At 64.6% G+C, this 12,812-nt stretch carries 13 protein-coding genes; 9 read left to right on the top strand and 4 right to left on the bottom strand.

Annotation, left to right across the window (positions count from 1 at the left end; genetic code table 11):
- Positions 1-8 precede the first annotated feature (8 nt).
- From AC1TQG_RS09520 to AC1TQG_RS09495, 6 genes are all read left to right on the top strand, one after another.
- On the top strand, positions 9-704 hold the full coding sequence (locus AC1TQG_RS09520; RefSeq protein ID WP_482136674.1) for a DUF6474 family protein: 696 nt from the start codon (positions 9-11) through the stop codon (positions 702-704).
- 53 nt (positions 705-757) lie between these two features.
- On the top strand, positions 758-1,186 hold the full coding sequence (locus AC1TQG_RS09515; protein ID WP_482136673.1) for a YtxH domain-containing protein: 429 nt from the start codon (positions 758-760) through the stop codon (positions 1,184-1,186).
- Positions 1,187-1,260: 74 nt separating this feature from the next.
- Positions 1,261-1,944, top strand: a complete 684-nt coding sequence (locus AC1TQG_RS09510) for a YcnI family copper-binding membrane protein (protein ID WP_482136672.1) — start codon at positions 1,261-1,263, stop codon at positions 1,942-1,944.
- Complete coding sequence (locus AC1TQG_RS09505; RefSeq protein WP_482136671.1) at positions 1,941-2,453, top strand: copper resistance CopC family protein; 513 nt, start codon at positions 1,941-1,943, stop codon at positions 2,451-2,453. The genes AC1TQG_RS09510 and AC1TQG_RS09505 overlap by 4 nt, the downstream gene beginning before the upstream one ends.
- 4 nt (positions 2,454-2,457) lie before the next feature.
- Positions 2,458-3,381 (top strand): copper resistance D family protein, encoded by a 924-nt coding sequence (locus AC1TQG_RS09500; RefSeq protein WP_482136670.1) that lies wholly within the window; start codon positions 2,458-2,460, stop codon positions 3,379-3,381.
- Positions 3,382-3,484: 103 nt separating this feature from the next.
- Complete coding sequence (locus tag AC1TQG_RS09495; protein ID WP_482136669.1) at positions 3,485-4,015, top strand: hypothetical protein; 531 nt, start codon at positions 3,485-3,487, stop codon at positions 4,013-4,015.
- 35 nt (positions 4,016-4,050) lie between these two features.
- On the opposite strand, the gene AC1TQG_RS09490 is transcribed toward AC1TQG_RS09495, so the two are convergent.
- From AC1TQG_RS09490 to AC1TQG_RS09480, 3 genes are read right to left on the bottom strand one after another with little or no spacing between them, the layout of a single operon-like run.
- Entirely contained in the window at positions 4,051-5,604 is a 1,554-nt protein-coding gene (locus tag AC1TQG_RS09490) for a succinic semialdehyde dehydrogenase (protein WP_482136668.1), read from the bottom strand.
- Between the two features lie 10 nt (positions 5,605-5,614).
- Positions 5,615-6,103, bottom strand: coding sequence for a ribonuclease E activity regulator RraA (rraA, locus tag AC1TQG_RS09485; RefSeq protein WP_482136667.1), 489 nt, complete (start codon positions 6,101-6,103; stop codon positions 5,615-5,617).
- Between the two features lie 49 nt (positions 6,104-6,152).
- Positions 6,153-6,374 (bottom strand): RNA-binding S4 domain-containing protein, encoded by a 222-nt coding sequence (locus AC1TQG_RS09480; protein WP_482136666.1) that lies wholly within the window; start codon positions 6,372-6,374, stop codon positions 6,153-6,155.
- A 63-nt stretch (positions 6,375-6,437) separates the two neighbouring features.
- Here AC1TQG_RS09480 and lysX point away from each other — a divergent pair, with 63 nt between their 5' ends.
- From lysX to AC1TQG_RS09465, 3 genes are read left to right on the top strand one after another with little or no spacing between them, the layout of a single operon-like run.
- Positions 6,438-9,788, top strand: coding sequence for a bifunctional lysylphosphatidylglycerol synthetase/lysine--tRNA ligase LysX (lysX, locus tag AC1TQG_RS09475; protein ID WP_482136665.1), 3,351 nt, complete (start codon positions 6,438-6,440; stop codon positions 9,786-9,788).
- Between the two features lie 17 nt (positions 9,789-9,805).
- Positions 9,806-10,540, top strand: coding sequence for a hypothetical protein (locus tag AC1TQG_RS09470; RefSeq protein WP_482136664.1), 735 nt, complete (start codon positions 9,806-9,808; stop codon positions 10,538-10,540).
- Between the two features lie 41 nt (positions 10,541-10,581).
- Positions 10,582-11,457 (top strand): alpha/beta fold hydrolase, encoded by an 876-nt coding sequence (locus AC1TQG_RS09465; RefSeq protein ID WP_482136663.1) that lies wholly within the window; start codon positions 10,582-10,584, stop codon positions 11,455-11,457.
- Positions 11,458-11,868: 411 nt separating this feature from the next.
- Here AC1TQG_RS09465 and AC1TQG_RS09460 read toward each other — a convergent pair whose 3' ends face one another.
- Entirely contained in the window at positions 11,869-12,777 is a 909-nt protein-coding gene (locus AC1TQG_RS09460; protein WP_482136662.1) for a cutinase family protein, read from the bottom strand.
- Between the last annotated feature and the right edge of the window lie 35 nt (positions 12,778-12,812).

Genomic DNA, 12,812 nt, shown 5'->3' with positions numbered 1-12,812 from the left:
TGAACCGTATGGGTCTGTTCAAGTCGGGACGCATCAGGCGGGCAGAGCGCAAAGCCCAGGCGAAGGCACTGAAGGCGAAAGCCAAACTCGAAGTGCGCCTCAAAGACAAATCTGGACGAAAGTTCTCCCAGGCCGAGCTCAAGCAACGGCGCAAGCTCGCCAAGAAGGCACAGAAGTCCCGGTCGAAGTCCGAGAAGAATGCCGCCAAGCTCATCAAGTCGACCAACTCGACCAATCTGAAGATCGCCCAGGCGAACGCCAAGGCTGTCGCCGACGGCAAACTGCTCTCGCCCACCCGCGTGAAGCGTTACCTGTCGGTTGCGAAGGTCCTGTCGCCGGTACTCGTGCCGGTGGCCTACCGCGCCAGCACCGCGGCCCGCGAACAGATCAACCGCATCCAGGCCGATCGGGCCGGGGTACCGGTTGCCGAACTGAACAAATACAGCGGTCACGGCGCGGCGCTGTCCGCCCGGATCGCCGGTGCGAACGAGTCGCTGCAGGCCTTGGCCGCCAAGCACCCCGCAGATGCCGAGACCAAGACGTTCACGACGATCATGAATCAGCGCCTGTCCGATCTGTCGACCGCGGTCACCGCTGCCGAGACCATGCCCGCCGCCCGACGCCGTAGCGCGCACACGGCCATCTCGCGGGAACTCGAGGCCATCGACGCCGATCTGCTGGCCCGACTCGGAGTGCGCCCCTGACTCCTCTGGCGGTTGCCCTCACCGCACCGGCGCTGGCGGTTGCCGCCCACGGTGTGGCGTCGGGCCATCTCCCGAGCACTCCGGGGCTGCTGCTGCTGACCCTGCTCGGCGTGGCTGCCGGGGCCTTGAGCAGGCAGCTCAGGACGGCGACCGGATTACTCGTCCTGTTGACCGGCACCCAGGTCGCCGCACACGTGTCACTCACCGCGGCCGCCGAGCCGGCGGCGATGTCACACCACAGCAATACCGGCGCAATGCTGATCACGCACTTGATTGCAATTCCGTTGTGCGCCTTGTTGATTTCCGGTGCCGACCGCCTGTATCAGGTGATCACCTCGGTCTTGCGGGCGCTCGAGTTCCTGATCGGTGTGCCGATCACGGACCGCAATCGACCAGTCGCACAACAAACTCCGGCCCCTGAGCCACTGATCGCCCTGATCGCCCCCGGAGGCATCGGGGTTCGAGGTCCACCGGCGATCTGATTCCACTCGCCACATTCACCACCCGGACATCCGAGTCGGGTGATGACACCTCTTCTCTACCAAAGGAATCACGCATGTCTTCATTCTCACGTCGAGCCCGGCTCCTCGGCGCCGGTATCGCCACCACCGCACTCATCGGGGCCGGCACACTACTCGGTGTTGGTTCGGCTTCGGCTCATGTGAGCGCCGTCGGCGAAAACCTCACCCAGGGCGGTTACGGCGTCATCGATTTCCGGGTTCCGAACGAATCCGACACCGCCAACACCGTCTCGGTGAGTGTCACCCTGCCGAATCTGAAATCCGCTCGCACCGAACCCATTCCGGGGTGGACCGCAGAGATCACCAAGGATGCAACCACCGAAGAAGCGACGTCCGTGACCTGGAGTGTCGTCGAGGGCAATCCGGGTATCGCGCCCGGCGAGTTCATGCAGTTCCCGCTGTCGGCCGGCCCCCTGCCCAAGCAGGAGACCGTCGAATTCCCGGCGGTGCAGACCTATTCCGACGGAGAGGTCGTCAACTGGGATCAGCCCACCACCGAGGGTGAGCCCGAGCCCGACAAGCCGGCCCCGACCGTGACGCTGGCCGCAGAATCGGCCGACGGCCACGGCCACGGAAGTTCGACCGACGACAGCGCACAGTCCGATGATTCCGAGCACGAGGAAGACAACACCGCCCGCTGGCTCGGCGGTATCGGAATCGCGTTGGGCGCATTGGGTATCGGCATCGGCATCGGCGCACTGCTGCGCTCACGCCGATGAGGCGGGCCGCCCTCACCCTGGGGGTATTACTCCTCACCGTGCTGGCGGGTATCGCCACCGCACCGGTCGCGTCGGCGCATGCAGCACTGGTGAGCTCGGATCCCGCCGACGGCGCGTCGCTGGCGGTCGGGCCGTCAAGGGTGACGCTGACCTTCAACGAACCGATGCAGGAGAGCTTTCCGAGCTTGACCGTGGTCGGGCCGGACGAGCACTACTGGCAGTCCGGCGAGGCCACGGTCACCGGCCGCACGATGAGTGCACCGGTCTCCGAGTTGGGGCCCGTGGGCGTGTACACCATCAACTACCGCGTGACGTCGGCTGACGGCCACCCGGTGGAGGGTCGGATGAGTTTCACGCTGACCACCGAGGGCCAGGGCACGCCCGGCGCCGCGGTCGATGATGGCGGTTCATCGTCGTCGGGAGTCCCGGTGTGGCCGTTCATCGTCGGTGCGGTGGTGCTGTTTGCCGGCGGTCTGGCATTCGCGCTTCGGCCGCAGCGCAAGAAGTAGACACATGACCGCGGGTACGGCACGGCGCGAGTGGTTGCTCGGTGCCGTACCCGCGGCCTGTGTCGGCGTGCTGCTGGCGGCGCTGGTGGCGCACCCGGCCGGACCAGAGCCCGAGGCACCGGCCCAGGCGGTCGCCTTGGTGGCCGCCATGACCGTCCTCGGACTGAGCGGTCTCCGACTCCTCGGAGGCGACCCCGCCGATCCCGGTGCCCTGCGGCAGATGTCCGTCGCCGCCGGGCTGTGGGCGATCTCCGCACTGATCGCATCCTGGCTGCATGCCGCCGAGATTGTCGGTCGGTCCGCCACCGACATCGGTGTCCGCGACTTCGTGCGGGCAGGCGGCACCACACCCACCATCATCAGTGCCAGTTGCGCTGTCGGGATCTGTATCGCGGCAATCGTCTGGATCCGGCGGCCGAACCTTGTCGCACCGGAGGCCGCGGCAGCCATGGCGGCCCTCGGTGTGGTCATCGAGCCGATCACGGGACATCTGCGACAACAGACCGGTGGTGCCGCAGCATTGGCGATCCATGTGCTCGCCGCGGCGTGGTGGTGTGGGTCCCTGATCGCGCTGGCACTGACCGCCAGAGGCCGGAAGGCCTGGGCGTTGGGTCTGCCCAGATTTTCTCGGCAGGCGCAGTGGTGCGTGCTCGCCCTGGTGTGCAGTGGTGTTGTTGCCGCGGTCTTGCAACTCGACTCACTACCGGAACTCTGGACGACCGGGTACGGGCGGATTCTGCTCGCGAAGTCGACCGGCCTGGTGATCCTGCTGATGTCTGCCGTTTACCTCCGCAAACGCTGGGTACCGCAGGCTGCCGGACATCGGCTTCCCGAAACCTCCTCTCTCCGGTTCGCCGTTGCCGAAGTACTGATCATGGCCGTGGTGATCGGACTGGCCGCCGGACTGGGGTCGACCGCACCCAACTGAGCCGGAGGCGCTGCGGACAGGCATCATTGACAGCACGCAACCGCCGACGCCAGCGGAGGCCCAGAAACCCTGTTCGCTGATCCCGCGAAGGAGCGACGCCCGCATGGCAGACCCGGATCCACAGCCCGCATCCGAGCCGCAACCGGACGGTACGCCCGAGCGCCCGGCGGAACCGAACCTGCCTGGGCCGAAGAAAACACCGGCGAAAAAGGCTCCTGCCAAGAAGTCCACCGCCAAGAAAGCGCCGGCCGCGAAGGCACCTGCCAAGAAGGTCCCGGCAAAAAAGGCTGCGACAAAAAAGGCCGGCCCCCAGAAACCGCCGGTCCGGCGCGGTCCCGACAAGCCGCGCAACACGGCCCCGCCGAAGTCCACCCCGGCCCAGGCGGTGGCCGCCAACGGACCTGCTGAACCGCCGGCAACGGTGCCGTCCACACCGGTCGCGCACACCGAACCGCCTACCGAGTCGCCTGCCGCACCCGCCCCGGCACAACCGTCTCGGTTCACCGCACTCAAGCAGACCGAGCCGACCCCGCTGCCTGCCACCCGGTCGGTCGGAGGCAAGCAGTTGGCCTGGCTTATCGCAGCGATCCTGGCTGTCGGCGTCGTGGTGTTTCGCCGTCGGCGCTCGCGCTGAGAACCTTCAGTTGTCCGCGCCCGGTCGCGGAGAGGTCAGCGACCGGGCAACAACTTCAGTGACTTGATGAACGCCGGAACGATCCGCATGAACAACGACCGTGGCACGCCTTTGATGCCGCCGAGGCCGATGATGCGTTGCTCGGCGACGGTCTGCGGTTCGGTGTATTTCAGGAGTCCCTCGACACCGTGACGACGTCCGACGCCAGACTTGCCCATGCCACCCATCGGGGCCGCAGTCGATCCCCAGGCGGCCGCGTAGCCCTCATTGATGTTGACGGTGCCTGCGCGAAGTTCTGCGGCGATCCTTCGACCCTCTTCCGATGAACCGGCAAAAACGCTTGCGTTCAAACCATATTCGGTGTCATTGGCGCGTTCGATGGCCTCGTCGACCGACTCGACCGGATAGATCGACACCAGCGGACCGAACGTCTCGTCGGCATAGCAGTCCATGCCCTCTTCCACACCGGCCAACACCGTCGGCTCATAGAAGAACGGGCCGAGATCCGGACGCCGCCGACCACCGGCCAGGACGGTGGCCCCCTTGGTCTTGGCGTCTTCGACGTGCGCCTCGATCGCGTCGACCTGCGCGGCCGACGCCAGCGAACCCATCTCGGTGGAGAAGTCGTAGGCGTCACCGATGGACATCGCCGCGACCCGGCGTGCGAACTTCGCGGCGAAGTCGGCGGCCGCAGAGTTCTCGACGTAGATCCGTTCGATCGAGATGCAGAGCTGTCCCGAGTTGGAGTACGACGCGCGCACCGCCCCCTCGACGGCCTTGTCGATGTCGGCGGTTTTGGTGATGATCATCGGGTTCTTGCCGCCGAGTTCGGCGGAGAATCCGATGAGCCGACGACCGGCCTGTTCGGCGAGCTGTGCGCCGGTGGCCGAGGAACCGGTGAACATCAGATAGTCGGCGTGGGCGACGATCGCCTGGCCGACCACCGAACCCGGTCCGGGCACCACGGCGAACAGCTCACGAGGCAGACCGGCCCGGTACAGCAGTTCGACCACCGCGAGTGCGCAGTACGGGGTCTGGCTGTCGGGCTTGAGGACCACCCCGTTGCCTGCCATCAGCGCCGCCAGCCCGTCGGACACTGCCAGAGTCATCGGGTAATTCCATGGCGAGATCACCCCGACCACACCTTTGGCCTGGTATCGAACGCGGGTGTCGGTCACGATCGGGAGCATTCCCTTGACCCGGCCCGCGGCCAGTAGTTTCGGGCCGGTCTTGGCGTAGTGCCGGGCGGTCATCGCCACGTCCAGCACCTCTTCCTGGGCGTATCCGCGGGCTTTGCCGGTCTCGGCCTGCGCCATGTCGGCCAGGGCGTCGCGGTTCTTCATCACCAGGTCGGCAAAATCGGTCAGGATCTGCGCCCGGTCCCGCGGCCAGAGCTTCGACCAGTCCGCCTGCGCGATGCGCGCCTTCTCAAAGGCAACGGTGACGTCGTCGGCGGTGCCCACCGGGATCGTCGTCATCTCGGTGCCGCTGAACGCCTCGAGCACCGGCCGTGTCGGCCGCGCGTCGGCATCGTCGATGGCGACCAGCCCACGGAGCCGGTCGAAGGTGCTCTGATCAGGTTTTGCCATGATGCTGCCCCTACTCCGCGGGTGCGACGAGGACGATGCCGTCGTCATCGCTGTACGCGAGGTCGCCTGGATTGAATGTGACGCCACCGAGCTCGATCGGGACATCACGCTCGCCGACACCGCTCTTGGTCGACTTGCGCGGGTTGGTCCCGAGCGCCTTGACGCCGATGTCCATCGCGCCGATCAACTTCGAATCGCGGATGGCCCCGTTGACGATGATCCCCGACCATCCATTGCTGCGGCCGAGTTCGGCGATCACGTCGCCGACCAGCGCGGTGTGCAGCGAGTTCGCCCCGTCGATCACCAGGACGCCACCGTTGCCGGGTTCGGAGAGGATCGACTTCAGGAGCGCGTTGTCCTGGAAGCACTTGACCGTGGTGACCGGTCCGACGAACTCCCGGGTGCCGCCGTACTGGGTGAACTGGACATCACAGCTGCGGACATCCGGGCCGATCTCATCGACGAGGTCGGCGGTTGCTACAAACGTCGTTTCGCTCATGACCCTCAGCCTAACGACACTTCCTACTGACGGGTAATAAAGGCACCGATCACTCGGGCGCACCCACGGCGGCTTCGAAGCCGCCGATCTCCACGACGTCGCCGACAACAAGCTGCCGCCCACGCCGGGTCTCGACTTCACCGTTGACACTGACCAGGCCGTCGGCGATCACCTCCTTGGCCTCGGCGCCGGATTCGATGAGATTGGCCAGTTTCAGGAACTGGCCCAGACGGATTGAGTCATCACGGATCGGAACTGTTTGTCGGCTCACGATCCAATCATCTCATCCGCACGTTAACGTTGTTACGGACCAGCTGCGGAAAGGCACCCACCTGTGAGCGTCGAAACACCCGAAACCATCTCCGAGACAAGCTCACCCATCGTCAAACCATCCAGATTGACGCCGCCTGCGGGATGGTTCCGGACTGCTCCCCGGTACGCCAGTTGGGTTGTCGGCGTTCTGGCCGGGATCTCCCTGCTCAGCAGCCTTTCGTATCAGTTCCGCCGCCTCACCGAAGTGCCGCGCGATTACATCGACAACTACCTCGTCTCGGCGCCTGACACCAGCCTGGCATGGGCTCTTGTGCTGGCGCTCTTGGCTTTTGCGCTCGCCTCGCGCAAGCGCGTCGCATGGTGGCTGACCGTTGCCTACATCCTGTTGTTCGGTACGGCCAACGTTGTCTACCTGTTCGAGCCGTTGGCATCCGAGAACGGCGTCAACACCGTGGTCCGGATCAACATCTTCATCGGACTCGCGTTCCAGTTGCTCGCCCTGGTGTATCTCGCTGCCAGCTACCAGCAGTTCTACACAAAGGTCCGCCGCGGAGCGATCTGGCGCGCCCTGGGAGTTCTGGTCGCAGGCCTGGTCGCCGCATCGCTCATCGGCTGGGCGCTCGTCGAGATCTGGCCGGACACACTCCCGCAGTCCCACCGTTTGCCGTATGCGATCAATCATGTTGTGACGTTTGGGTCGGTCGACATCTCGACCGACTACGACAAGTACCACTCGTATCAGCCGATCGACACCCTGCTCGGTGTTCTCGGGGCTCTTGCGCTCATTGCAGCGGCGCTGATCCTGTTCCGCTCGCAGCGCTCCGACAACTCGATGACTCCCGACGACGAACGCCTGATCCGCCTGTTGATCGACGGATACAGCGGCGACGATTCACTGGCCTACTTCTCGACGCGGCACGACAAGGCAGTGGTGTTCGCCCCCAACGGATTGGCCGCGATCACCTACCGCGTGGAGGTCGGCACCGCGATGGCTGGTGGAGATCCCGTCGGCGACAAGAAATATTGGCCGGATGCGATCGCCGAGTTCCTGAAGATCTGTGACAAGTACGGCTGGCATCCCGGAGCGATCGGGGTCAGTGTCACCGGTGCCGAACAATGGGATGCCGCCGGTCTCAAAACGCTCAACATCGGCGACGAGGCCATCATCCACGCGCGCGGCTACAACCTCAACGGGCCTGACATGAAGGCGGTGCGGCAGTCGGTGGCGCGCACCAAGCGTGCGGGGATCACCGTCCGGATCTGCCGCCACGAAGATCTGACGCCAGAACAGATGTCCGCCATGATCGCTCGCGCCGATGCCTGGCGGGATACCGACGAGGAGCGCGGCTTCTCGATGGCGCTCGGCCGCCTCGGCGACCCCAAGGACGGGCGGTCGATCCTGGTCGAAGCCGTTCAGAATGCGGGGACAAACGACGAGAAGGTCGTCGGCATGCTGTCGTTCGTGCCGTGGGGCAGCACCGGCGCCTCGCTCGATGTGATGCGGCGCGACCACGATTCGATCAACGGCCTCACCGAGACGATGGTGACCGAGTTCGCCGAGAACGCAGAGGCATTCGGGATCCTTTACATCTCAATGAACTTCGCGGCTTTCCGCGCGGTTTTCGAAGAAGGCGGCACCATCGGTGCCGGCCCAATCATGCGGGCGATGTACGGCGCGCTGACCTTTGCCTCGAAGTATGTGCAGATGGAGTCGCTCTACAAGTCGAACGCCAAGTACCAGCCCGAATGGGTGCCCCGTTTCCTCTGTTTCGAGGACGCCCGCACCGTGCCGCGCGTCGGCCTGGCGGCGGTGGTCAACGAAGGTTTTGTGAAGCTGCCCAAGTTCGACAGGGGCGGCGACTTCACGGGTGGCTCGTCGTCGGTCCCCCCGGGCGTGGACATCGACCGGATCGCCGAACTGATCGAAAGTGAAGGCGAGAGAGAGCATCGCGGTCCGCGACGTCCGGAACAGGTCCGGGTGCGTCTGGCCAAGCTCGAAGCGCTCACAGCCGCCGGGATCGATCCGTACCCGCCTGCCTATCCGCCGACACACACCATCGCCCAGGCCGTGGCCGCACCCCAGGGCACCACCGGCCGCATCGCGGGACGGGTGATCCGGATGCGCGACTTCGGCAAGGTGGTGTTCTGCGATGTGCGCGACTGGAGTGGCGACATGCAGGTACTGGTGGATTCGGCTGCACTCAAACCCGACACGCTTGACCTGGCCGCAACCGTAGATCTCGGCGACCTCATCGAGGTCAGCGGCACCGTCGGACGTAGCCGCAAGGGCGAGTTGTCGCTGCTGGCCAAGGACTGGCGGATGCTCGGCAAGTGCCTGCATCCGTTGCCGGACAAGTGGAGTGGACTCACCGACCCCGAAGCCCGTGTGCGCCAACGGTATGTGGACCTGACCGTCAATCCACGCGCCCGTGAACTGATGCGGGTCCACAGCGCGATCGTGAAGTCGATGCGCGATTTCCTTTCCGGCCGAGATTACCTGGAGGTCGAGACACCGATCCTGCAGCAAATCCACGGTGGCGCCAACGCGGCACCGTTCCGCACCCACATCAACGCCTACGATCTCGATCTCTACCTGCGCATCGCACCCGAGCTCTACCTCAAGCGGCTGTGCGTCGGCGGCATGGAGCGGGTGTTCGAGATGGGCCGCAACTTCCGCAACGAAGGTGTGGACTTCAAGCACAACCCGGAGTTCACCAGCCTCGAAGCCTATGAGGCACACAGTGATTACGACCGGATGCTGCATCTGACCCGGAAGATGATCCAGAACGCCGCGGTCGCCGCACACGGCGAGCAGGTGGTCTACATCGAGGGCAAGGACGGGGAGATCGAGAAGGTCGACATCTCCGGTGAATGGCCGGTGAAGACCCTGCACGGCGCGGTGTCCGAGGCGATCGGCGAAGAGGTCACCCCGTACTCCGAGGTCGAGTACCTCAAAGAGTTGTGCGACAAGCACGAGATCGCCTACCGCAACGACTGGGATGCCGGCCAGGTGGCGCTGGAGATGTACGAGCACCTCGTCGAGGACCAGACCATGTTCCCGACGTTCTACAAGGACTTCCCGACGTCGGTGTCGCCGCTGACCCGTCAGCACCGGACCATTCCGGGTGTCACCGAACGCTGGGACCTGGTGGCCTGGGGTGTCGAATTGGGCACGGCCTACACCGAACTCACCGATCCGGTGGAGCAGCGCAAACGTCTCACCGAGCAGTCGTTGCTAGCGGCAGGCGGTGATCCCGAGGCGATGGAACTCGACGAGGACTTCTTGCAGGCCCTCGAACACGGGATGATGCCGACCGGCGGCCTGGGTATCGGCGTGGACCGGATCGTCATGCTCCTCACCGGGCAGTCGATCCGCGAGACGCTCGCATTCCCACTCGCGAAACCCAAGTAGAGCGGTTCGAACAAGTAGTGAATTGGTTTCACACACATATTGTCGAGACCGGCCGCTCTGCGGCATTGGCGGCCTTGATCGGCTTCATCGTCGCGTATGCGATCACCCGGCGGTTGACGCTGTCGATCAAGGCCCGCAAGAACGACCCGGCCGGCGAGCGCGACTCGGGTCCGGTGAACGACATCTATATCGGTGGTGTCCACATCCACCACCAGGTGTGGGGCATCCTGCTGGTGCTTGTCGCCGCTCTGCTCGAGTTCAGATTCCGGCCGGATGCCCCGTGGCTTGAAGTGCTCGCCACCCTGTTCGGGATCGGGGCGGCGTTGGCCCTCGACGAATTCGCGCTGTGGTTACACCTTGAGGACGTCTATTGGTCCGAGGAGGGCCGCAAGTCCATCGACGCGGTGATGATCGCGGCCGTGGTGGGCCTGGCCATGCTGATCGCCACCTCCCCCATCGGTGAGAACGAACCGCACTCCAATGCCTTGGGCGGCACGCTGGTCGCGTTGGGAGTGCTGGTCCACCTGCTCTATACGGTCATCTGTTTGTTGAAGGGCAAGCTCGCCACCGGCCTGATCGGTTTGCCGGTACCGCTCTTGGGATTCTTCGGCTCGCTGCGCTTGGCCCATCCCGATTCCTATTGGGCCAGACGCTTCTATTCGCAGACGAAGATCGATAGGGCCCGCCTTCGTTACGGAAAATATGTCGATCGCCGTGAACAGATGCGCGATCTTGTGGGCGGCCGCAAGTAGCCTGACCTCGGTATACGGGGCGCCCCGACTACACTGCGGAGGTGCAGCCACCCGGGAGTTTTCTGACCATTGCCGGCCGCAGGACCCATGTGGTGGTCGATGGCCAGGGCCCGCCGCTGTTGTATCTGGCGGCATTGGGCGGCAACTGGTTCGACTTCGATCAGGCGACCCAACTGCTCGAGGATCGGTGGACGATCATCCGCTATGACCGTCCGGGTTACGGTTTCTCCGAGCCGTTGCCCGAAGGCGAGGTCCCGTCGCTGGCCGCCGAGGGCGAACGCATCGATCAGATCCTCGACGCCCTCGGAATCACTGAGCCGGTTCTCGTGGTCGGGCATTCGCTCGCGTCGCTGTATGCGGAGGCGTATGCGCGCAGCAGACCCGAGCGCGTTGCCGGTGTGATCATGCTCGACGGTTCGTATGTGGTGGTGCCGCTGCAATTCGTGCCGCCGAGTTGGAGCAATCGGTTCGCGCATGTGGCGGCAAGTTTGATCAACAAGCTGCCGTTACCCCGCTCCGCAGGCGTTGTCGGCCATGCGATCGCCACATATCCCGGAGCGCCGGACGGGTTCGATGATCAACAGAAGACCTGGATCGCAGAGGTTTTCGGCGGGAAGAACTATCCCCGAGCACTGCTGGTGGAGCAGACGGCGTTCGGGGTGCTCAATTCCGAACTGATCGGGTTGCGCCGGACCGCCGAGCTGCTCGCTCCAACACTTGTCGTGTCAGCGGTTTCGGGGCGGCGTACCCCGGTCAGGATCTACTGGGAATGGAAGCAACGCCGGTATGCGGCGCAGCTGGGTGCCGAGTACCGGGCGGTGAACCCGGCCCGACATTATTTCGTGGTCCAGCAGCCGGCGGTCACCGCACGGCTGATCGACGAATTCGCGGGATCGAGCGATCAGAGGTTGAACTGACGAAGATCCGCCGAGGTCGCCAGACGCTCGCCGTCTTCGGGGAACATCCGGGCCAGCCGACGATGGGCGATCAGTCCATTCGACCCGAAGAGGTGTGGAGTCATCCCAAGAATTTGAGTCCGGCGCCGGGTGCGGGAGTTCGCCAGTTTCACGACTGATCACATCCTGTTTTACTACTGCGGAAAATATTCACGGTACTGCAGACGGTTCGCGTGACACTCTTCGGCCCGTCTACGGCATCTGTGTCATGTGTCGTGTTGGCCGATTGCGGCGTTACTCTCCGCAGGTCAGCACCTCAATGCGGTACACAATGTTGCGTAGGTCACGTTACGCCGGTGAACTTCCGATTCTACGGAGAACACGCGGGTGAGTCACATCTGCCCCAACAGCCACACGTGCGAACCAGCTGACCTATGCGAGACCCGCGAGGAAGTTCTGTGCCCACTGCAGTGCGCTCACTCCGGGCTGCACCTCGAAGTCGGCATAGCTGCCGTGGGAACCCGACTGCAGGAACTTGTCGAAGGCGACGATCTGCGCTCGGGCCTTTTCGTTGCTCAGTTCATCGACGAGTGCGCCCGGACCGCCCTGGGTGATCAATTCACCGACGATCGCTGCGGCTTCGAGTTGGTACTGGGCAACCTGATCCGGGTTCGGGTCACTGGTTTCCGCGAGGTAGCCGGCGATCCGGGAGACGTAGTAGTCGCGGGGCACATTGCAGTACTGGTCGTTCGGCTCGCAGATGGTGAAGGTGCGGTTCTTGACCCAGCCGAATCCACCCTGCCGCGGCCCACCGTTGCCCTCACCGCTCAGCTTCGGACCGATCAGCGCATCCTGCTTCGACCTCCGAGGATCGGAGATGAGTACGGCACCGGCGAACTTGGCCGGTGAGATGACACCTCGTCCGGTCCCGATGTCGGCGGCCACGTCGCCCGCCGCGTCCGCGCCCTGGCTGTAGCCGATCAGCGCGACCTTGGTGCCGGGGCACCGCTTGGTCATCACGACCGCCAGACCCTCGGCGTTGGCCACGGCCTGCGCCTTGGACTCGCCGTAGATGCTGCCGCCGTCTTCCCAGGGGAAGGCGGTGGCGTTGTAGCCGACCAGCTGGGTTTTCGTTTCCGAGCCCAGACCCGTGGTCGGATACGCGAGCATCCCCCGGATCTGAGCGTCGGCCGACTTCTCCCAGGTACCGGGAATCGCCAACACGTAGAGCTCCGGGCAGTCCTCCGGATCAGCCGAGGCAATCGGAATGGACAGCGCCGTCAGCGTTCCCGCTGTCAGTATCCCCGCCGCGAACGCACTGACCCATCGACGCAACCGCATGCCGTTTCCTCCGCTGATCCGAAAACACGAAGCAT

It is taken from the genome of Williamsia sp. Y844, assembly GCF_056786475.1.
The sequence above is the reverse complement of the archived record's forward strand: the minus strand, read 5'-3'. Positions and strand labels throughout refer to the sequence as shown.

What these genes read in the sequence shown, in the direction of transcription:
- AC1TQG_RS09520 (WP_482136674.1), top strand. Translation starts at nt 9, where the DNA reads ATGGGTCTGTTCAAGTCGGGACGCATCAGGCGGGCAGAGCGCAAAGCC.
- AC1TQG_RS09495 (WP_482136669.1), top strand. Translation starts at nt 3,485, where the DNA reads ATGGCAGACCCGGATCCACAGCCCGCATCCGAGCCGCAACCGGACGGT.
- AC1TQG_RS09490 (WP_482136668.1), bottom strand. Translation starts at nt 5,604, where the DNA reads ATGGCAAAACCTGATCAGAGCACCTTCGACCGGCTCCGTGGGCTGGTC.
- AC1TQG_RS09500 (WP_482136670.1), top strand. Translation starts at nt 2,458, where the DNA reads ATGACCGCGGGTACGGCACGGCGCGAGTGGTTGCTCGGTGCCGTACCC.
- AC1TQG_RS09505 (WP_482136671.1), top strand. Translation starts at nt 1,941, where the DNA reads ATGAGGCGGGCCGCCCTCACCCTGGGGGTATTACTCCTCACCGTGCTG.
- AC1TQG_RS09460 (WP_482136662.1), bottom strand. Translation starts at nt 12,777, where the DNA reads ATGCGGTTGCGTCGATGGGTCAGTGCGTTCGCGGCGGGGATACTGACA.
- AC1TQG_RS09510 (WP_482136672.1), top strand. Translation starts at nt 1,261, where the DNA reads ATGTCTTCATTCTCACGTCGAGCCCGGCTCCTCGGCGCCGGTATCGCC.
- rraA (WP_482136667.1), bottom strand. Translation starts at nt 6,103, where the DNA reads ATGAGCGAAACGACGTTTGTAGCAACCGCCGACCTCGTCGATGAGATC.